The organism is Rothia uropygialis (genome assembly GCF_004137765.1).
Classification (GTDB): domain Bacteria; phylum Actinomycetota; class Actinomycetes; order Actinomycetales; family Micrococcaceae; genus Rothia.
Genome location: NZ_NOIS01000002.1, coordinates 616,446 through 636,688 on the forward strand (window position 1 = coordinate 616,446; position 20,243 = coordinate 636,688).

Genomic DNA, 20,243 nt, shown 5'->3' on the forward strand with positions numbered 1-20,243 from the left:
CCGCGGAAGTCACTTCATCATTTTAGGGCTTCTAGGAGCCCAGAGCATCCCCGCTGCGCATCGACTCGAGGGCAAACCTCAGATCGGGCGGGTATTCGCTCTCGAACTCGACGTAACGTCCGGTACCGGGATGGTCGAATCCCAGACGATGGGCGTGAAGCCATTGCCGGGTCAACCCAAGTCGTGCGGAGAGCTTCGGGTCCGCACCGTACGTCAAGTCCCCGCAACAGGGGTGATTGAGCGCGGAGAAATGAACGCGGATCTGGTGAGTTCTGCCCGTCTCCAAATGAACCTCCGCCAGCGACGCGGGACCGTAAGCCTCAATAACCTCGTAGTGGGTTACGGAGTCCCGCCCGTCTTCGACGACGGCGAATCGCCATTCGTGTCCCGGATGCCTCCCGATGGGAGCATCGATGGTTCCCTGGAGCGGATCCGGTATGCCCTGGATCATCGTGTGATAGACCTTGGTCACAGTCCGCTCTTTGAACGCGCGTTTGAGCGACGAATAGGATTTCTCGTTCTTGGTCAAGACCATGAGCCCGGACGTTCCGACGTCGAGTCGGTGCACGATGCCCTGGCGTTCGGCAGCTCCCGACGTGGAAATGCCGACACCGGCCGCGGACAGCGCGCCAACGACCGTAGGCCCGTGCCACCCCGGCGACGGATGCGCAGCAACCCCGGAAGGCTTGTCCACGACGACGATGTCCGAGTCTTCGTACACGATGCGGAAGCCGTCCACGCTCTCGGGAACCACGCGAACCTTATCATTCGGATCCGGGACGTCCGCTGCGATCGACGCGCCTTCGGGAACCTTCAGGGATTTGACGGCCTTGATGGGTCGTCCCTGAGACGTGACCTCAACGCGCCCGTCCTCACACCATGTCGCTGCGGCCGAGCGAGAATGACCCGTCCGGTCGGCGAGGAAAGCGTCGAGCCGGGTTCCTGCGTCGTCCGCAGTGACTGTCCATTCGTGATGCCCAATGATGTATTCGCTCACGCTGTCTCCTCCCGTTCGGTCTCTTCCTCGCGCGATGCCGTCGCGCCGTCCAACGGAACACCGCGGAACAGAAGAATCGCCAGCATCACGATGCTCACGCAGATGCACGAGTCCGCAATGTTGAAGATTGCGTAATGGGGCACGGAAATGAAATCGACGACATGGCCCCGACCGAAGCCGGGTTCCCGGAAAAGCCGATCCGTGAGGTTGCCGAGGACTCCTGCCAGCAAGCCGAAAAGCCCGAGAATCCAGCCGCGTGTACGGGCCTTCGGCAGATAATAGAGGATCACCACAGCCACGATTGCCATGATGATCGTGAAGATCCAGGTCACAGACTCTCCCATCGAGAAAGCCGCGCCGGGGTTCCTGATGAACCTCCACCACAGCAGACCGTCGACCACGGGAACAGCCTCCCCCTCCGTCATGTGGGTGACCACTGCGTACTTCGTTATTTGGTCCAGAGCATACAAAACCACCAGGAGGACGAGGCCGAGAACCCGGTGGGCGCGAAACCGCCCGGTCGACAAGGAAACAACGGCTCGGTCGCTCACGATGGGTGGTACTCCTCAGGATTCTTCGGTGGTGGCCCGGCGGGGAGGGGAACCTAGATCGTCGAGGCCCGACCGGGATTTAATTCGCTAACGGGGCCAGCAGAACGATTCTGCTGACCCCGTTCCTTCAGAACGCATGCGGGCCGAAGCCCTCGGTTCAGCGAGCCTGGGTCGGCTCGACGCGCGGAGAGTTCTCCAAATCCGTGAGCTTGCCCTCCAAGTAGGACTTGAGCTCGCGGCGGTATTTCGTCTCGAAGCTGCGCAGGGTCTCTACGTCGCTCTCCAAGTTCGTCTTGGATTCCTCGAGAGAAGCCAGGATGTCCGAGCGCTTGGCCTCCGCCTCGCTGAGCAGCGCGTTCGCGGTAGTCTGGCCTTCCTCGATGAGGCGCGCCTTCTCGGACTCGCCCTGAGACACGTAGTCGTCGTGCAGACGCTGGGCCATTGCGATGACGGCGGCGGCAGAGGCCGCCGACTCGTTGGACTGGCCCGAGACGTTGTTCTCTCGCACAGAGGATTCCGAGGTGGTCTCGGCGGAAGCCTGTGCGGGCGCTTCCGAGCCCTGCTGGTCGGAGCCTGAATTCTCGGCGGCCGTCGGAACCTGTTCGCTCGTCGGGTGGATCTCGGAATCGAGGTTCTCCGGCTCGACGTCGGAGGAGGAATCCGGTTCCACGTTCAGGGCCGCCACGGAGGTTGCATCCGAGGTCTCGCCGGCCGACGTCTTGTTGTCCTGAGAACCGACCGAGCCAGCGGCGGAAGAGACGGATCCGGACTCTGGGTCGATGCCGGCTTCTTCGAGCTTCTGACGGAGATCGTCATTTTCCTTGTTCAGACGTCGCAGCTCGGAGACGACCTCATCCAGGAAGAGGTCCACCTCTTCCTGGTCGTACCCCTCGCGGAATTTGGTGGGTTGGAAGGTCTTGTTGATGACCTGTTCCGGGGTCAATGCCATGAAATACACCTCTTATCTTGTCGATGCGGCAGCAGTCGCACCGTAGGCCTAAACGGGACGTTCCCAAAGAGCACGCCCATAACTCATTGTGCCTGCAGCCAAACCCGTAAATGTCTGGCACGCACCTGGATCACATCCTAATGACTCAGGTGCGACGGTATGAGAAATTTCTGGATATACGCTGAGCGCCAAATCGAATGGCATTCAGGTGGGTGGTCGGCCCATGCCTACATCAACATAGAGCCGAGAGACGAACCGACGATGGCACGCACGATGCTCAGGGCGACCAGCAGGACCAGGAAGCCCATGTCCAACGAGACGGTTCCGATACGCAACGGCGGAATCCACTTTCGCATGAGCCGCATCGGCGGGTCCGTCACGGTATAGACGGTCGATGCGAAGATTAGGGCCACACCTTTGGGCCGCCAGAAGCGGGCGAAAGTCTGCACCCAGTCCAGGATCAGCCTGAACATCAGCACCAGGAACGCCAGATACAAGACGAAGTCAACGATGGCGAGAGCCGAGATCAACTGGACGTACCTTTCTTATGCCGGACAGGAGTGATGGCAATGACGATCAGCTCTGGTCGAACAGCGAGTCGTCGACCGCGGGAGCCGAGGAGGACACGTCCTCGGAAGCCAATACTTCGAGGTTGGCCGGCGTCAGCAAGAAAACTTGTTCTGTCACACGCTCGATGCTCCCGTTGAGCGCAAACGTCAAGCCTGAGGAGAAATCAACCAGTCGCTTGGCCTCCGCAACATCCATGTCCGTGACGTTCATGATCACGGGGATATTGTTTCGGAAAGATTCTCCGATCACCTTTGCATCGTTGTAGGAGCGCGGGTGAATGGTGGTGATGCGTCGCAATTCGTTGTCGCTTTCGGTCTGTGCCGCGGCACGGTTGATCGGGGTGACGGGAGCACGGTAGTCCTCAGGCTCTTCGTCCCTGGCGGGTTCGAGTTCTCGGCGGGCCGGAGCTGCGGAGGATTCCGGACGGCGTCGGGCCGTCGCGGCCTCCTGCCGAACCTCACGTTCGCGCGGACCGCGAGACCCAGCATCCTGCCGGAAATCTTGGTCCTCGGCCGGACGTTGGCGAGATGGGGCTTCTCTCCGCGTGTCCAGTGCAGCGGAACCGCCGTCGGTCTCACGCGGCGCGCGTTCCTCGTAGTGGACATGCGGCTGAGCCGCGGTGTCAGTCTCAGCGCGGCGCTGTTGCGCCGCGGGTTGAGCCTCGTACCCGTCGTCGGCAAGGCCCAGAAAGACCATTGCCTGGCGCAGTGTTCCGGCCATGTGAACTCCTCGAGAATCGTTCGTTGAGACGGGCGCTACCCGCCAATGGGACCATTATTCCCATCGACAAGGGAAATTGCAGGGGGCAACACGCCAAATCCAGTGAATACTCAGATGTGGGGCGGGCGTTGACCCATGATCGCACTGCCGACGCGCACGCTGGTCGAACCCCATCGTATCGCTTCGCTCATATCGGCGCTCATCCCCGACGAGATTTTCCACGCCTGGGGATATGTCTCCCGAAGTCTGGCGCTCAGTCCCCACAGCTTCTCGAAGGCCCTCGCCGAATCCTCGCCGAGGGGTGCTACGGCCATCAGGCCGCCGAGCACGAGCCCGTCGGTTGCCGCAATGCGGTCCGCGATTTCTTCGAGATCTTTTGGGTCGGCACCGCCCCGGGCTCCGTGGGCACCAGCTCCCGGGGTTGCCGCAGCATCCTCGAGGCCCACTTGGACCAAACATTCGAGGCCACCGCGCGAGGCCGCCGCCGGTGCCGGCCCCTCCTCCGCTTCGAACCGCTCCGTGGCGGAACGGTAGGCCTTCCCCAGCGCGTTGACCAGTGAGATCCGATCAATTGATTGCACGCTCGAGGCATATTTGACCACGGATTTGGCCTTATTGGACTGCAGCTGCCCTATATAGTGCCAAGCCGGCGGATCCTCCGACGTGTGCTGGCTGAGCTCGAAGGCCTTCGCGGAGGCCTCCTGGTCACGATTTTCCCCGAAAGAGCGCACCCCGGCGTCGTAGAGCGCGGCCGCATCGGATGCCGGAAAAAATTTTGTCACCACAATGAGCTCGACGTCCCGAGATGACGGGCGGACGTCATCGGGCGCTTCTGCGACCAATCTTTCAACATCAGCTTGAACGCGAGCATATGCGTCGGCAAGCTCGCGAGAGCGTTCCGGCGAGTACGCCAGACTATCCATCAGCTCTGAATCCTTCCGTGTCCTGGAATTCCGACGATAGTTGAGCCGCGGTCCAGCCCGTTGAGGTTCCCGGCGACCAGACGAGGCCCGCGATGCGGCCTTGCCCCGGGGCGCGTCGGTGAGAATACAGTTGTTCGTCCTCGTAAGTGCACTCGTTCAAGGCTTCTCGATGCACCGCAACTCCCAAACCTTCAAGCTGTGCTTGCGCCGCAGCCGGCAGATCCAACCCCGGCGTATTCCATCGCGTCGTTGCGACGATGCCGGGATGTCCGGGAGCCGAAGCCTCGAGCATCTGACGAGGGACCTCGTAACACCGGCCACAAATAGCGGGGCCCACCCAAGCGTGGATCTCCCTCATGCCCATTTCGCGAAGGGCCTCCACCACGTTCGGCAGCACGCCGGCCAACAGCCCCTTGCGGCCGGCATGGGCAACGCCGAAGGTCGAGGCATTTTCGGTCGTCAGGACGATGGGCAGGCAGTCTGCCGTCATGATCGCCAGAGGACGGCCAGTCGCGGTGACGGCCGCGTCGGCCACCGGAGCGAGCTCACGTTCTTGGCGCGGAGTCAGGCCGGGCGGTATTACGGGCGCGTCGTCGGCTTGGGTCACGTGCGTTCCGTGGACCTGCTCCAGGAACAACAAGCTGCCGGAGGGGACCTCCATGGCCCGTTCCAGGCTACGGCGATTGTCTTGCGGGTCGGAGGACCCCTCGACATGCAATCCCAGGTTTCCGGCCTCGACGCCAGTGAATCCCAGGCAGATGCCGTGGGCAAGGCGGAGGCGTTGACGAAGCGGTGCCACGAGCCGGTCCTTCGCCGTTTCGGTTTTCTCGGTAGCGCGGTCGTTGCTCATGAGGTCCCCTCGGCGGATCCACCAACGGAGAACGGGACGGGACGAATTGACCGTCCCGCCCCGCTGGCTTCACACGCGCGTTGTATTGAGTTACTTCAGGAAATCGGGAACGTCCAGCGAGTCCTTCCCCGATTTTTTGGAGGTGGACTCGCCGTCGGTGCCCACGGCCGGGGGCAGGTCGACGTCGAAGCCGGCGTTCGCCGGGACATCCGAATCATCCTGCCACTGCGAGGCCGAACCGTTGGAGAAGGAGTTGCTCGAGTAGGAGCTGCTCCCACGCTGCGGGTTGTTGGCAACCTTGGCCGGCTGCGAAGCGCCACCACCGAAGGTCTGCTGAGTCCTCTGTGCCTGGTTGGCCGCGGCGTTGTTGTCATTGCTGTTCGTCTCCGGGTTGAGGGAGTCGAAACCTGCAGCGATGACCGTGACGCGTGCTTCATCGCCCAGGGCGTCATCAATGACGGCACCGAAGATGATGTTGGCATCCGGGTGCGCGACCTCCTGGACAAGGCGAGCCGCTTCGTTGATCTCGAACAGACCGAGATCGGATCCGCCTTGAATCGACAGCAGCACACCGTGCGCGCCATCGATCGAGGCTTCGAGCAACGGAGACGCTATTGCCAACTCGGCCGCTTTGACAGCACGGTCCTCGCCCTGCGCCGAGCCGATACCCATCAACGCCGAGCCGGCTCCCTGCATTACAGACTTGACGTCCGCGAAGTCGAGGTTAATCAGGCCCGGAGTAGTGATCAGATCAGTGATGCCCTGGACACCGGACAGCAGAACCTGGTCGGCCGACTTGAACGCATCCAACATGGACACGTTGCGATCCGAGATGGAGAGCAGACGATCGTTCGGGATAACGATGAGGGTATCGACCTCGTCGCGCAAGGACTCGATGCCGGTCTCGGCCTGATTCGAGCGCCGACGGCCCTCGAACGTAAACGGACGAGTCACGACACCGATGGTCAGGGCGCCGAGCGAACGAGCGATGCGAGCTACGACGGGAGCGCCACCGGTACCGGTGCCGCCGCCTTCGCCGGCCGTCACGAAGACCATGTCGGCCCCCTTGAGGACCTCTTCGATCTCTTCCTCGTGGTCCTCGGCAGCCTGACGGCCGACCTCGGGATTGGCTCCCGCACCGAGACCGCGAGTCATCTCGCGCCCGACGTCGAGCTTGACGTCGGCGTCCGACATCAGAAGTGCCTGGGCGTCGGTATTGATCGCGATGAATTCAACACCGCGAAGCCCGACCTCGATCATGCGGTTTACCGCGTTGACGCCGCCGCCGCCGATGCCGACGACCTTGATAACGGCGAGGTAATTCTGGGGAGTTGTTACGTCCATGGGGTTCCTCGTTTTAGCGTGTGAAGCCGTAGCGCATGAATCCGTTGATTAAACCTTTACCCGAAGGTTGAGGTTCAATATTCGTCATCTGCACCCAGCCGGTTCCTATACCAAACCTACAGTACCAACGACCGGATACCGTGTCGCACTTATTCGCCGTCTGAAATCTAAGAATTTCCGGCGAATATTCTCAAGTACGGAATAAATCTTAAACCTTTACTTTAGTGTTCAATTCCGTCTCTGCCGGACTACTTGGTGACCGGGTGATCCGGGCTCGAGACGTCGTACACGGATGCGCCACCCGAGTCCTTCAGACCCTTAACCAGACTCATAAGGACTTCGGCCTTGTACTCGCTCTGATCACCGGTCCCCCAAACCACCTCGGACCCGTCCTTCATGTCCAACCGAATGTTGTTGGACGAGCCGGCTTCGACCTTGTCGAGCTGGCCCAGCAAGGACTGCGGCAGCGTCTGGAGAGCCTGGACGGCCGACTTGAAGGAATCGCCCTTGACCGCATCAGGGCCACCGTCCAACAACGGGACGCCGGCCTCCTCGACCGACTTCTTGGCACCGATGGCAACGCCGTTCTTGTCGACCATGACGTACTGGTCGCCGGATTTGACCACAGCCACTGGCGCTCGTTCGTGGACCGTGACCACGAGTTCATGCGGAGGGTGAGCCTCGATGCTGACGTCCTGGACCACAACGTCATCTCCGATGCGATCCTTCACGTCCTGCGTCGTCACGCGAGTCAGAGGCTTCCCCTTCAAAGAATCCAACGACTTCTGCAGCGATGTCTTGTCAGTCAGATGAGCCCCTTGCACGGTGATACTCTGGGTCGCCAGCAGCGGAGAGAAGAATACTATCCCGAAGAACAGCACGGCAGCGATCAATAGCGCCCCCAGTCCTACGACGACCTTCTTCCGCCGTGACGCTCGTGGCTTTCCGCCGGTCGGCCGTGGCTCATCAGGAGCGCGTCGTTCTCGAGACGTCGCCCCTCGGTCGCCGACCTTGGGGCGACGGCCAGGAAAAGCGACGATATTGTCGTCCGCCTCATCGTCGTCTGGACTCGGCTTCTGGTCTCCTCTGGTGGTCCGAGCCTCCCCTTCCCGTGGCCCGGGGTCTGCCGATCTCGTGTCGGCATCGTTGTGCTCGCGGTCCGAGTCCCTGAGCACCTGGACTTTCGACTCATCGTTGACTCGCACGGCGGCCGGCCGTGAATGCGTGCCCCGGGCCGAACTGCGGATGGCCTCCGAGCGCTGGGCGTCGGGGCCTGCATCGCCTCGTGCGGTTGCCTCAGCAAGCTTGCTCCGCGGATCCGGCCCGCCCTGGGGCAGGCCGGTGGGCTTCCCCTTCGGCTGCTGGTCCTTGGAGGTCTTCCTGCCTTCTTGACGCCGCGGCAAACGCGGCCGGTGCGCGGGGCTCACGAGGCATCCCGGGCACCGGTCGGCCCGCCTTCCGACAACTCACTGAGGATCTTCTCAGCAAAGGTGGTCACGTCCCCCGCGCCGATGGTCATGACGATGTCCCCGCTCGACGCCGCGGAAGCGACCCGACCTGCCGCCTCGCCCGGGCTCGACGCATAGCGAACCTCGGTGAAGCCCGCCTCCGTGATGAGCCGGCTCGTCACTCCTTCAAGGGGTTCTTCGCGCGCCGGGAAGATATCGACGACGTACGCACGATCGGCCAACGACAATGCCTCAGCGAATTCACCGGCGAATTCCTTGGTGCGCGAAAACAGATGGGGCTGGAAAATCGCATATACATTGTGGCCTTCGGAAACGGTCCGAGCAGCTTCCAGCGCCGCGGCTACTTCCGTGGGATGGTGCGCATAATCGTCGTAGACCTGGACTCCGCGACATTCGCCGCGGAATTCGAATCGGCGGGCAGAACCAGTGAACGAGGTGAGCGCACGCGCCGCGCGAGAGGGATCGAATCCGCCCACGAGGGCACACGAGACAGCAGCCGAGGCGTTCCGGAGGTTGTGTTGGCCCGGCACCGACAGTTCAAGCGTGCATTTGCCGACCAGGTCTTCGTCTCGTAACCGGACATCCCACTCGATCTCGGCACTGCTGTGCGTTCCCTCGCCGCTGATATCTCTAATGAGCACGTCGGCACCGTCGTCCGAACCGTAGGTCACGACGTTCTTTCCCATCTTTCGCTGACTTTCCGCGAGACGACGGGCGCCGGAATCGTCCCAGCACGCGACCAACACGCCGTCCGGCATCATCGTGTCCGCAAAACGGTCGAAAGCCGCGGTGACGGCCTCAGGGCTTCCGTAGAAGTCCAGGTGATCCGGTTCGACGTTTGTCACGACGGCGATGGTCGGCTCGTATTTGACGAAGGAGCCGTCTGATTCGTCGGCTTCTGCGACGAACCAGCTCTCCGGGCCTGTGGCACCCAAGGCGGCATTCGATCCCAAAGAAGCGATGGTCGAACCGACTGCGTACGACGGATTCACATTCAATCCGTCGAGCATAACGGCGATCATCGAACTCGTCGTGGTCTTTCCGTGAGTTCCCGCAACGGCGATCGTTTGGGAGTCGGCCATCGACGCGGCGAGTGCATCCGAGCGGTGCAGGATACGCGACCCGGCGGCCCGAGCAGCGCTCAGTTCAGGGTTAGATTCCTTGATGGCCGTTGAGATGACCACTGTGTCGGCGCCTTCCACATTGGCAGCGTCCTGAGGGACAAAGACCCGAGCACCTTTCTTGCGCAGCACGGCCAAGGCGGCGTTGTCCTTCATATCGGAACCACTGACCTCAAGCCCACGGGAGACCAGAAGATCAGCGACCGCGGACATGCCGGTGCCGCCCATCCCGATGAAGTGGACTCTTCCCAGCTCCTCCGTCTTGAGGCGCCGCGGGAACGGTGGGTTCATGAAGTCGGGCAGCAGGCTCGACCCGTCGTCTCGGTGATGCACAGAACTCATGGGTTAGGCGTTCCCTTCCTGTCGCGCCGATTGGGCAATCAACCGGGCCATTTGCTGGGCCGCATCGCGGATACCGTGTCGATACCCATTCTCCGACATTTCCCGAAGCCGGTCACGGTCCGTGACGGTGGGAAGGACATTGGTCAAAAACCACTCGACGGTGAAATTCTTGTCTTCCACCATAAGTCCGGCCCCTGAATCGACGAGATCCGCCGCGTTCAGAGACTGCTCACCGTTACCGATGGGCAGTGGGACGAATACGGCGGGACAGCCCACGGCCGCAACTTCGCTCACGGTGGCCGCACCGGAACGAGCAACGAGGAGATCGCACGCGGCGTAGACGTTTTCCATTCCGTCGATGTATTCGACCTGCTGGTACCCGGGAGCTTCCAGCGGTGCCCCATGGGGATCAAGGAGTTGTTTTCCGCGTCCCGTAATGTGAAGCATTTGGACGGCTGAATCCCGCCACTCAGGACGATCGAGAACGCCGGCAATAGTCCGGTTCATGTTCTGGGCCCCGAGCGAGCCACCCGTGACGATAATGGTCGGCTGATCCGCTTGAAGGGAGAGCAACTGACGGGCACCTTCGCGTTCAGCAGCCCGGTCGCATCCGGAGATCTGACGGCGCATCGGCATCCCGACGTGCTGCCCCTTGGCAATCGGCGTCCCCGCAAATGCCGTTGCAACAACGGTGGCTCGCCGGGCCCCGACCTTATTCGCCAGGCCTGGCCGCTGGTTGGCTTCGTGGATCACGATCGGCAACCCTTCTTGCGCAGCCGCCAAGTACATTGGTGTGCACACGTAACCGCCGACACCGACCAAAACGTCGGCTTGGTTACGGCGCAGGATTTCCCTTCCCTGCCTGACGGCCTTCCGAAGTCTGAAAGGCAATTTGGCCAAATCCAATGTTGGCTTTCGCGGCATGGGCACGCGGTCGACGAACTCGAGATCGTATCCGGCGTCGGGGACCAAACGGGTTTCCATGCCTGAAGCCGTACCCACCGCCACAATACGAGACTCGGGATCGAGCTCCCGTATGGCGTCTGCGATAGCGAGCATCGGGGAGATGTGCCCCGCAGTCCCGCCTCCCGCTACAACAACGGACAGTGGCTTGGTCATGGTCGATTCTCCCGGAATGTCAATGGTCAGTGTGCCCGCGCAAGGGTCAACGAGCGATCTCTAGTTTACGTCCGCGTTTTCGTCGTCGAGGGACTTCAAACTGATGGCAGGGTGCGTGGGCGCCTTGGCCAAAGACATCGCGAATCCCGAGGTGAACAGGGACATCATGAGCGATGTGCCTCCATAGGAGACGAACGGCAGAGGAACGCCGATCACCGGCAGCAAACCGGTCACCATGCCGATATTCACGAAAGCCTGGCCGATGAACCAGGCGAGAATGCATCCAGCGGCCAACCTGACGAATCGGTCGGTCGAGCGCAGAATGATGCGCGCGAGGCACAGCGCGAGGACGACGAAGAGCGCCACGACAACACAGGTTCCGATGAAACCGAGTTCCTCGCCCAGAATCGCGATGATGAAGTCATTGTGAGCTTCCGGAAGATAGCTGTATTTCTGGCGTGATTGCCCCAAGCCTTCGCCCCACCAGGACCCTGTGGCCAACGCGGCCATACCGGAATTGGCCTGATAGCACTCCTGCCCTTGCGTGCAGGTCGACGGCACGAGCCAGGTGATCACGCGAGACAAGCGGTGTGGGCGCGCGATGACGACCAACACCATCACGACCAAACCGATGAGGAACGATCGGGTGAAAATCTTGCGCGGGGCACGCGCGAACCACAGGGCGCTCGCGTAAATCAGCACAAAGACGATGCACGTACCGGCGTCTCCGCCGATAATCACCAAACCTGCAACCGCCAAGAAGCCGAGGCACGACGGCAAAAGGGCATCATGAGCGCTTTCGGAGACCCGAGTGGATTTGACCAGGGACCATACGACCCACAACATCAACGAGAACTTGGCGATCTCGGAGGGTTGGAAGCTGAAGGCACCCACGGCGAGCCAGTTCTGGTTGCCGTTGACTTCTTTGCCCATCGGAGACAAAACCAGAAGCAGCAGAACAAGGGAAATTCCCATGAGCCAATAGGTGAGCCTCTGATTCTTCCAAAAAGAGATTTTGATTCGGGATGCCACGAACATCGCGACGATTCCTCCGAGTGCAAAGATCCCCTGGCGCAGGAACAGCCCGTAGGGCGAGAGGCCACGGCTGAGCTGCTCCACGGAGGATGCGGACAACACCATCATGCAACCGAGGACCGTCAGCCCGATCGAGGACACCGCAATCCCGATCGAGGCGCTCGACATCGAACCGGTGGCCACCCATCGATAAAGCGGTCTTGTCACGTACCGGTAGCCCTCGGCCACTCTGGTCCACAGGGTGTCCTTGCGGCGAGTCTGCGGGCGTCCCGGGGCTGGGGTGCTCATGAGAAATGGTCCCCTTCTTCGCTCTCGTCATTCTGGATGCGCTCCACGAGTTCGGTCACCGACTCTATGAATGCGTCTCCCCGTTCGGCGTACGACGTGAATTGGTCCATCGAGGCAGCCGCCGGCGCCATGAGCACCGTATCGTCGGGCTTCGCGAGCCCGTGCGACATTCGGACGGCCTGGGCCATGATCGACCGACCGTCGTCCTGGGAGACACCTTTCCCTTCGACTGCGCGAAGCACGGTGACGTTCGGGGCGTGACGGTTCAGAGCCTCCGTCAAGGATTGCGTATCCGTTCCGATGAGCACCACGGCTTTGAGGCGATCGGCATGTTTGGCCACCAGGTCGTCGTAGGCCACACCTTTGGACAAACCGCCCGCAATCCAGATCACCGGCGAGAAAGAACTCAGCGAAGCATCGGCGGCGTGCGGGTTGGTTGCCTTGGAGTCGTTGACCCACAGCACCCCGTGCGTGTTGGCAACGGGCTGGATACGGTGGGCTCCAGGTTCATAGGACCTGAGGCCGTCCCGTACGGCAACCGGCTCCACACCGGCGGCCCGTGCGAGTGCCGCCGCCGCCAAAGCGTTCTCCACGGTGTGTTTGGTCGGCAGCTCGCCAGTCTCCTGCACTCCGGCCAATTCCGCGGCAGAACTCCGGCGTTCTTCGATGAAAGCCCGGTCCACGAGCAAACCGTCCACGACACCCAGCTGGGAAAGGTACGGCGTGTCCGTCGTAAACGAAATCGCCCGGCACCCCTCCTGGACGTCTGCTTCTTCGACCATTTTTTCGGTCAAAGGCACCGAAGCGTTGTAGACGCAGGCTACCCGCGTGTTTTCGAATACTCGGGCTTTGTCCGCCTGGTAGTTCTCGTAGCTGCCGTGCCAATCGATGTGGTCTTCGGCGATGTTGAGAACGGTCGATGCCAAGGGGGCGACCGAATACGACCAATGGAGCTGGTAGCTGGACAGCTCGACCGCGAGGACGTCGTACTCGACCGGATCGCGCAGAGCATCCAGGATGGGAGTTCCGACGTTGCCCACGGCGATGGCTCTCAGACCCGCAGCCTGAAGGATCGACGCGGTCATGCCGACCGTCGTCGTTTTCCCGTTGGTTCCGGTAATGCATACCCACTCGGCGGTTTTGCGCCCTTCGCGCTTGCGCAAACGCCATGCGAGTTCGACTTCACCCCAGATCTGCACGCCTTCCCGCGCGGCTTGGGCGAGAATTCCCAGGTCAGGGCGCAGGCCGGGTGAGGTGACGACCAGATCGGGACGTTCTCCGTCGACGTCGGGCAGGGTCTGCATGGAGCCTTCGCCCAAAACGACTCGCGCAGCGCCCACGATCCCCAAGGTCTGCTGCTTGTAGCGGTTTTCCTCGTCGTCCTTGCCGTCCACGACGACGACACGCGCACCAAGCTCGATCAGGGTATCTGCTGCGGCGAACCCCGAAACGCCGATCCCGGCAACGACGACCCGCAGACCGGTCCAATCAGAGTCCCAGCTGGTCAGTGATTCGAGCCGGGGATTGTCAACGAGGGGGTTCTCTTGGGTCGAGCGCATTATACGGTTACACCTCCGTGGCCGATGAGCCAGTCGCCGTAAAAGATTCCGAGGGCAAGGGCCACGAAGAGGCCGGCGATGATCCAGAAACGGACCACCACGGTCACCTCTTTCCAACCTTTGAGTTCGAAGTGGTGCTGCAGAGGCGCCATCTTGAACACACGTTTGCCTCCGGAGAGCTTGAAGTATCCGACCTGGATGATGACCGAGGCGGAGATCATGACGAACAGTCCGGCCATCAGGACGAGAAGGATTTCGGTGTGGGTGAGGATAGCGAACGCGGCCAGCGCACCACCGAGACCCAAGGATCCGGTGTCCCCCATGAAAATGGTCGCCGGAGAGGTGTTCCACCACAGGAAACCGATCAGGGCCCCCACGAGAGCGGCGGCAACGATCGAAAGTTGCGCCGGATCGCGCACCTCGTAGCAGACTGATCCGAGGGTGTGCGGTTCGCACAAGTGGTTCGTCTGCCACATCGAGATCATGAGGTACCCGGAGAAGACCAGGATCGATGCGCCCGTCGCGAGTCCGTCCAGGCCGTCCGTCAGGTTAACGGCATTGGTCGTGGCGGTCGAGATCAAATTGGCCCAGACGACGAACAAGATGATGCCCAGCACCGGTATACCGAAGGACAGATCCAGCCAAGGGATGTCCCGAGTCCAGGAAATGTGGGTGGATGCGGGTGTCCAGCTGTTCTCATCCGGAATCGTCAGTGCGAGAACGCCGAAGACGATGCCAACCGTGCCCTGGAGAATGATCTTCCCTTTGGCCGTGAGGCCAAGGGACTGTTTCCGGGCAATCTTCTTGAAATCGTCGATGAAACCCACTCCGGCCATGCCAACCATGAGGAAAAGCAGGAGGAGCGCGGAAACCGACGGTACAGGGTTGCCGCCGAAGACGAGACCGTTGAAGACAAGTGACAAGAAGAACGAGACCAAGGTCGCGGCGATGATCACAACGCCACCCATGGTCGGTGTCCCGCGCTTCGTCTGGTGACTCGTGGGGCCATCCTCGCGTATGAATTGGCCGTACTGTTGTCTGACCAAGAATTTGGTGAACAGCGGCGTCCCGACGAGCGAGAGGATGAGGCCAAAGGCCGCCGCCAACAAGATGGAAATCATGCGGTACTTTGCGCCTTTCTACCTAGATTCGTTTCCGGGCCGGTGGACGCCGGTATGGTCCTGAGCAACTCTATCCCCCAAGAACCGCAAGCCAGCGCCGTTGGAGGATTTGAAGAGGACGATGTCGCCCTCACGCAGTTCTCGCTGAAGGATTTCGAAGGCCTGGTCGGCAGTCTCGACCCATACCGCTTCCTCACCCCACGAACCTTCCAGATGAGCGGCGTTGAAGATCGGTGCGGCTTCCTTCCCGACCGCGATCAATTTTGGGATGTTCAGGCGGACAACATCGCGCCCGAGCTTATCGTGCTCTTCCGTCGAAGACTCACCCAGCTCGAGCATCGGGCCCAGAACAGCCCACGTTCTCCGTGGGGGTCGGGCATCGCGGCCCATCTGGGCGAGCGTTCTCAACGCCGCAGCCATTGATTCGGGGTTCGCGTTGTAAGCATCGTTGATGATGGTTACTCCGTCCGCACGATCTGTCCGTTCCATGCGGTACCGGCTTCCGGCGCCGAGCGTATTCAGCCCTTTTGCAATGTCGCTGGTCGGAACCTTCGCGAGGAACGCAAGCGTCGCCGCGGCCAACGCGTTGTACACATGGTGCTCGCCGATGAGCTTCGACGTGACCTCGTACTCGGTACCATCGGGAAAGCACAGGCGGAACTGAGGACATCCGGTCTCATCGGTACGCAGCTGTCGGGCCTCGACGATCGGTGCGTCGGCTTCGCGAACGTGCCGGTCCTCGACGCCGAAGTACGTCACGGGCGCCGAAGCTTTGGACGCCATTGGCGCGACTCGCCCGTCGTCGATATTGAGGGCCACTCCCCCTGTTTCCGCAACTCCATCGGCAAGCTCGGACTTCGTTATGGCGATGTTTTCCACCCCGCCAAATTCCCCCGCGTGCGCCGTTCCGACCTTCAGGATCGCCCCAAAATCGGGAACGACCATGTCACAGAGGTACCGGATGTTGCCCAGATGATTCGCGCCCATCTCGATCACGAGATAGCGGGTATCGCGGTGCGCTCGGAATACCGTCAGAGGCACCCCGACTTCTCCGTTGTACGACCCGATGGGGGCCACTGTGGGTCCGTGCTGGCTGAAAATACCCCGAAGCAGATCCTTGGTCGTGGTTTTTCCCGCCGATCCGGTGATCCCGACGACGGTCACGTCGCCCTCCGCCCGCAATCGGGCAACCACCTCGTGCGCCAACCGTCCCATGGCGTCGACCACGTTCGGGACGATCACGGACGGATACGCTTGGCCGTTTTCGGCAATGACCTGGCGCTCGGCAAGAGCCAGCGGAGAACCGGCTTCGCGAGCGGTCCCGATGTATCGATGGCCATCTGTCACCTCACCCGGTTTCGCAATGAACAACGACCCGTGGGTCACTTCTCGTGAATCTGTCGTCGCGGAGGTGCAGAGAACCGCGTCGGTGGACGCCTCATCGAGACCAGCAATCGTCCCTCCGACGGCGTCGGCGATTTCTCGGGCTGATAATTCGATCATCGTTTTCCTCCTGCGGCGTCCTGACGGGCTTCCCAAGAGCGAAGCGCACTCCGCAATTCCTCACGGTCATCGAGAGCATTGTCAACGCCTGCGATATCTTGGCTGACCTCATGGCCTCGACCGGCCACCAGAATTGCGTCTGCCGGGCCGGCCAGCTCGACGGCTCGGGCAATCGCATCGGCCCGCGGCGCGATGTTTTCGACCGACTGGGCGCGGGCGCCCTCGTTGCTGGCTTGTCGGGCTCCTGTGGCCACCGCTTCACGTATAGGCCCTGGGGCTTCGTTATGAGGGTCGTCGTCCGTCACGATCACGATGTCCGCGTGTCGTGCAGCGACCGCGCCCATAATCGGTCGTTTCGTCTGGTCTCGCTGGCCGGTTGCACCGAAGACGACGATGACTTTGCCCGGGCCCTCTTCTCCTGGGTCAACGGCGGCGAGGGCACGTTCCAGAGCGTCAGCATTGTGCGCGAAGTCCACGATGGCAACGGGTTTCTGCGCGATTACCTGCATCCGGCCGGGCACGAGAGGGGTCAGGGTCGCACCGTGTGACAACACTTCGGAAAGGGCTTTCTGATCGACGCCCGATTCGGCGACCATCGCCACGGCCAACGCGGCATTCGACACGTTGAAGTCCGCGGGCAGGCCCGTTCTGGCGCTGAACTCTCGACCGTCACGGTGCCTGAGCTCGAAGCGATGACCGATTCCGTCCGGCTCAACGGATGTGAGTCTCCAATCGGCATCGGGCACAGGCTGGGATCCCCGGTCGCCGGTGCCATATCCGGTCCAGAGGGTCACAACCGACTCGTCGCCCTGCTCGCGCCGGGCGCTACTGGCCATCCATTGGCCCCAGTCATCGTCTATCGTCACGATGCTGCGTCGCGAATGGTCGGGGCTGAAAAGCTGCGCCTTGGAAGCGGCATAAGATTCCATGGTCCCGTGGAGGTCGAGGTGATCCTGCGTGAGATTGGTGAACCCAGCGACGTCGTACACCAATCCGTCCACGCGCTTGTAGTCCAAAGCATGAGAGGACACTTCCATCGAAGCTGCGGTGATCCCGTGTTCCCTCATCACGGAAACCAGAGAGTGAACGTGAGTGGATTCCGGCGTCGTGAGTTGGCTCGGGATGGCCTGTCCCCCGGCGAGTATTTCAATCGTTCCGATGAGCCCCGTGGTATGGCCGAGAGCCGCCATGATCGAGTTGATCATATAGGTGGTCGTAGTCTTGCCGTTGGTTCCAGTGACCGCGAAAAGTCGCTGCACTTGCGGCGATGCCGGTTGGCTGGCATAAATATGCGCCGCCAGCGGACCTACGACGTCACGGACCTGTTCGACGATCACGGCAGGCAGGGTCACGGCCAGTGCCCGTATCTTGGACAAGCCGTCCTCGTCCGTCAGGATTGCGACGGCTCCTCGCGCGACGGCAGCTTCGGCAAAATCTGCGCCGTGTGCGTTGGCACCGGGCAGCGCAACGTAGAGGTCGCCAGACTGGACTTCCCTAGAATCCATGCTGATTCCGGCCGCTGATACCGCGGGGGTGCCTTCGATCCGGGCCCGCTGGCCCTGGTGCTCGATGGCACCAACAAGTTCTTCGAGGGTCCGCGGAGCTACATTGCGAGGACGCAGAGTCTGCGCGGTACCGTTCAGGCTGTTTTCGCCCGAACCGGGTTCATGGCCCACGGACTGATCCTCAGGGGGCATGTGAGCGATCCTTCTCTCATGGTTGGAAGTGTGTGATGTGGTTCTTCGGTGTCGTGATCTTTGTCGGGGCACTGAACTATCTGATGAGGCCCATCCCCGCGCAATAGCTTAGTATCGCTCCCTATCCTTGTTCCCCATCCGTGAACTTCGGAAGCGCAACAGGCTTAGACGTCGAGTGGGGAACTTTGTAGTACTGCAGGACTTTCTCCATGATCTTCGAGAAGACGGTCGTGCACCCGATCGCGGTCACCTCGCCTTGGGGACGCTGCAGCACGATGCCTACCAAATACTGAGGGTCCTCTATGGGCGCGACGCCGATGAAGGAAGTCGTGTAACCGTCATACCCACCGCCCTTGTCCGCGGGGGCCTCTGCCGTGCCGGTTTTTCCGCCGACACGCCATCCTTTGACCGCGGCTTCCTTGGCGCCGCCCGCGGTTATGACGGTTTCCATAATGTCCTTGACCTGTTGGGCGGTCTTCGCGGAGATGATCCGTTTGCCCTCGGATACTGGACGTTTGTCCTCATTGCCCTGGTGATCCACCACCGCGTCCACGATGCGTGGCTTGAGCTGGACCCCGTCGTTGGCCACGGCTTGATAGGCCATCATCGTCTGGAGAGGCGTTTGGGAGACTCCCTGGCCGAACAGGACGGTGTACTGCTGTCGGACATCCCAGTCCTTCGCTTTGGTCAGAATGCCGCGGTTCTCACCCGGAAGCTCAATTCCCGTGAGGCTTCCCACGCCGAATTTCTTGAGCCAATCATGGCGTTGGTCCTTGCTCAATTGCTTGCCGGCCAGGACGGTGCCGGTGTTCATGGAGTCAGCGATGATTCCCGCCAAAGTGCGTTTCTCTGGTCCATGGTCGAAGGCGTCCGTGATCGTTTGGCCCTCAATGTGCAGTTCTGCGGGAACGTCGAAGCCGGACTTCGGCGTCGAAAGTCCTTCTTCGATCACGGCGGAAGTCGTCAGGATCTTCTCGGTCGAGCCCGGTTCCGTGGCCGCGCTCACTGCCCTGGCGGCAAAATCCCCGGTATCGGCCTTTTCGTAATTGTTGGGATCGATCATCGAGGAATCGGCCAAGGCCAGGAGGGAACCGTCTTTGATGCGCATGACCACGGCGGTACCCCACTCGGCCCCTAGCTCATCCGCACGGGCTTTGACCTGCTGTTGTGCAAAATATTGAATATCACGATTGATGGTCAGGCGGATGGTCTTGCCGTCCTCAGCGGGCTGGTTGATGTCCTCACCGACCGGAATTCGGATTCCGTCGGCGCTGATCTCATAGACCCTTTCGCCGTCTTTCCCGGTCAGGTCGGAGTTGAACTGCAACTCGATACCGCCGGCGGCACCTTCGGAATTGAGGAATCCCACAACCGAGCCACCGATGGATCCATCCGGGTAACTGCGTTTGGACACCGGTTCGGAATAGATGAATTCGGCACCGATGTCCATGATCGCGTTGTAGACGTCCGGGGTAACTTCCTCGGCGATAACGGCGTACTTGCTGTCGCCATCCAGACTGTCCTTGACCTCGTTGTCCGGCTTCTTGAGGATATCGGCGAGCTTGTACACGACGTCTTGGACGCTGAGCTCTTCGGCCTTCTTGTCCTTGTTGTACCGTTTGACCGGAGCTACTGCCGTCTGGTCCGCCGTGATCTTGTAACGCTGAATCGATCGGGCCAGGACGTTGCCGTCCACATCGTGAATTTCGCCCCTCAGGGCAGGAATCTTCTGGGTACGGCGACGGTCGTCCAACGCTTTCTTCGCCCGGCCAGTCGGGTCAATCGCCTGTACGTAGAAAAGGCGCCCCACCAAAAGCGCCAGCATCGCCAGGAAAGCGGAAATTCCGATAAAACTTCGACGGAGTATTCCCTGCGCCTCAGGCGACTGAGAGTCCCGTGCCCCATCAATGTAGCGGTCATCGCGGGGACCCTCTGGGCCAGGGTCGCCCGGCCGATCCTCCGTAGAATCCACTGACTCCTCTTCCTGCCCCAATGCCTAGTGGCCGGGGGAAACGTCGCGACGGTTAGTTGGCTCGCGCCTCACTCCACGGTCCGCGGCGCTCCTCCGAGGGGAACGCCGCGGCG

Annotated in this window: 17 protein-coding genes; all 17 read right to left on the reverse strand. The window is 61.4% G+C overall.

Annotation, left to right across the window (positions count from 1 at the left end):
* Positions 1–31 precede the first annotated feature (31 nt).
* Complete coding sequence (locus tag EWV35_RS06315; protein ID WP_129659204.1) at positions 32–997, reverse strand: RluA family pseudouridine synthase; 966 nt, start codon at positions 995–997, stop codon at positions 32–34.
* Positions 994–1,548 (reverse strand): signal peptidase II, encoded by a 555-nt coding sequence (gene lspA / locus EWV35_RS06320; protein WP_238654196.1) that lies wholly within the window; start codon positions 1,546–1,548, stop codon positions 994–996. Before lspA ends, EWV35_RS06315 begins: the two co-directional genes overlap by 4 nt.
* 157 nt (positions 1,549–1,705) lie before the next feature.
* Complete coding sequence (locus EWV35_RS06325; protein ID WP_129659210.1) at positions 1,706–2,497, reverse strand: DivIVA domain-containing protein; 792 nt, start codon at positions 2,495–2,497, stop codon at positions 1,706–1,708.
* 227 nt (positions 2,498–2,724) lie between these two features.
* Positions 2,725–3,027, reverse strand: a complete 303-nt coding sequence (locus EWV35_RS06330) for a YggT family protein (RefSeq protein ID WP_129360948.1) — start codon at positions 3,025–3,027, stop codon at positions 2,725–2,727.
* A 46-nt stretch (positions 3,028–3,073) separates the two neighbouring features.
* Positions 3,074–3,787, reverse strand: a complete 714-nt coding sequence (gene sepF, locus EWV35_RS06335; protein WP_129659213.1) for a cell division protein SepF — start codon at positions 3,785–3,787, stop codon at positions 3,074–3,076.
* A gap of 110 nt (positions 3,788–3,897) precedes the next feature.
* A complete protein-coding gene (locus tag EWV35_RS06340) occupies positions 3,898–4,710 on the reverse strand; it encodes a YggS family pyridoxal phosphate-dependent enzyme (protein WP_129659217.1) in 813 nt (270 codons plus the stop codon).
* Positions 4,703–5,560: a polyphenol oxidase family protein gene (locus tag EWV35_RS06345; RefSeq protein WP_129659220.1), complete on the reverse strand. Its 858-nt coding sequence runs from the start codon at positions 5,558–5,560 to the stop codon at positions 4,703–4,705. The genes EWV35_RS06340 and EWV35_RS06345 overlap by 8 nt, the downstream gene beginning before the upstream one ends.
* Before the next feature lie 90 nt (positions 5,561–5,650).
* Positions 5,651–6,904 (reverse strand): cell division protein FtsZ, encoded by a 1,254-nt coding sequence (gene ftsZ / locus EWV35_RS06350; protein WP_129659223.1) that lies wholly within the window; start codon positions 6,902–6,904, stop codon positions 5,651–5,653.
* A gap of 248 nt (positions 6,905–7,152) precedes the next feature.
* The gene (locus EWV35_RS06355; protein WP_129659226.1) at positions 7,153–8,331 is read right to left on the reverse strand and encodes a cell division protein FtsQ/DivIB; all 1,179 of its coding nucleotides are present in this window, start codon (positions 8,329–8,331) and stop codon (positions 7,153–7,155) included.
* On the reverse strand, positions 8,328–9,836 hold the full coding sequence (murC, locus tag EWV35_RS06360) for a UDP-N-acetylmuramate--L-alanine ligase (protein ID WP_129659229.1): 1,509 nt from the start codon (positions 9,834–9,836) through the stop codon (positions 8,328–8,330). The genes EWV35_RS06355 and murC overlap by 4 nt, the downstream gene beginning before the upstream one ends.
* Before the next feature lie 3 nt (positions 9,837–9,839).
* Positions 9,840–10,955, reverse strand: a complete 1,116-nt coding sequence (murG, locus tag EWV35_RS06365; protein WP_129659232.1) for an undecaprenyldiphospho-muramoylpentapeptide beta-N-acetylglucosaminyltransferase — start codon at positions 10,953–10,955, stop codon at positions 9,840–9,842.
* 60 nt (positions 10,956–11,015) lie between these two features.
* On the reverse strand, positions 11,016–12,278 hold the full coding sequence (gene ftsW / locus EWV35_RS06370) for a putative lipid II flippase FtsW (RefSeq protein WP_129659235.1): 1,263 nt from the start codon (positions 12,276–12,278) through the stop codon (positions 11,016–11,018).
* Positions 12,275–13,837 carry a UDP-N-acetylmuramoyl-L-alanine--D-glutamate ligase gene (gene murD, locus EWV35_RS06375; protein WP_129659238.1) on the reverse strand — a complete coding sequence of 521 codons (1,563 nt, stop codon included), beginning with the start codon at positions 13,835–13,837 and terminating at the stop codon, positions 12,275–12,277. The genes ftsW and murD overlap by 4 nt, the downstream gene beginning before the upstream one ends.
* Positions 13,837–14,958 carry a phospho-N-acetylmuramoyl-pentapeptide-transferase gene (mraY, locus tag EWV35_RS06380; RefSeq protein ID WP_129659241.1) on the reverse strand — a complete coding sequence of 374 codons (1,122 nt, stop codon included), beginning with the start codon at positions 14,956–14,958 and terminating at the stop codon, positions 13,837–13,839. Before mraY ends, murD begins: the two co-directional genes overlap by 1 nt.
* Positions 14,959–14,976: 18 nt before the next feature.
* Positions 14,977–16,461 (reverse strand): UDP-N-acetylmuramoyl-tripeptide--D-alanyl-D-alanine ligase, encoded by a 1,485-nt coding sequence (locus tag EWV35_RS06385; protein ID WP_129659243.1) that lies wholly within the window; start codon positions 16,459–16,461, stop codon positions 14,977–14,979.
* A complete protein-coding gene (locus EWV35_RS06390; RefSeq protein ID WP_129659246.1) occupies positions 16,458–18,158 on the reverse strand; it encodes a UDP-N-acetylmuramoyl-L-alanyl-D-glutamate--2,6-diaminopimelate ligase in 1,701 nt (566 codons plus the stop codon). The genes EWV35_RS06385 and EWV35_RS06390 overlap by 4 nt, the downstream gene beginning before the upstream one ends.
* A 121-nt stretch (positions 18,159–18,279) precedes the next feature.
* Positions 18,280–20,130 (reverse strand): peptidoglycan D,D-transpeptidase FtsI family protein, encoded by a 1,851-nt coding sequence (locus EWV35_RS06395; protein ID WP_238654198.1) that lies wholly within the window; start codon positions 20,128–20,130, stop codon positions 18,280–18,282.
* Between the last annotated feature and the right edge of the window lie 113 nt (positions 20,131–20,243).

Excerpts from the sequence above, each read along its gene's own strand:
- EWV35_RS06325 (WP_129659210.1), bottom strand. The coding sequence starts at position 2,497 with ATGGCATTGACCCCGGAACAGGTCATCAACAAGACCTTCCAACCCACC.
- sepF (WP_129659213.1), bottom strand. The coding sequence starts at position 3,787 with ATGGCCGGAACACTGCGCCAGGCAATGGTCTTTCTGGGCCTTGCCGAC.
- EWV35_RS06340 (WP_129659217.1), bottom strand. The coding sequence starts at position 4,710 with ATGGATAGTCTGGCGTACTCGCCGGAACGCTCTCGCGAGCTTGCCGAC.
- EWV35_RS06345 (WP_129659220.1), bottom strand. The coding sequence starts at position 5,560 with ATGAGCAACGACCGCGCTACCGAGAAAACCGAAACGGCGAAGGACCGG.
- ftsZ (WP_129659223.1), bottom strand. The coding sequence starts at position 6,904 with ATGGACGTAACAACTCCCCAGAATTACCTCGCCGTTATCAAGGTCGTC.
- murC (WP_129659229.1), bottom strand. The coding sequence starts at position 9,836 with ATGAGTTCTGTGCATCACCGAGACGACGGGTCGAGCCTGCTGCCCGAC.
- murG (WP_129659232.1), bottom strand. The coding sequence starts at position 10,955 with ATGACCAAGCCACTGTCCGTTGTTGTAGCGGGAGGCGGGACTGCGGGG.
- ftsW (WP_129659235.1), bottom strand. The coding sequence starts at position 12,278 with ATGAGCACCCCAGCCCCGGGACGCCCGCAGACTCGCCGCAAGGACACC.
- murD (WP_129659238.1), bottom strand. The coding sequence starts at position 13,837 with ATGCGCTCGACCCAAGAGAACCCCCTCGTTGACAATCCCCGGCTCGAA.
- mraY (WP_129659241.1), bottom strand. The coding sequence starts at position 14,958 with ATGATTTCCATCTTGTTGGCGGCGGCCTTTGGCCTCATCCTCTCGCTC.
- EWV35_RS06385 (WP_129659243.1), bottom strand. The coding sequence starts at position 16,461 with ATGATCGAATTATCAGCCCGAGAAATCGCCGACGCCGTCGGAGGGACG.
- EWV35_RS06390 (WP_129659246.1), bottom strand. The coding sequence starts at position 18,158 with ATGCCCCCTGAGGATCAGTCCGTGGGCCATGAACCCGGTTCGGGCGAA.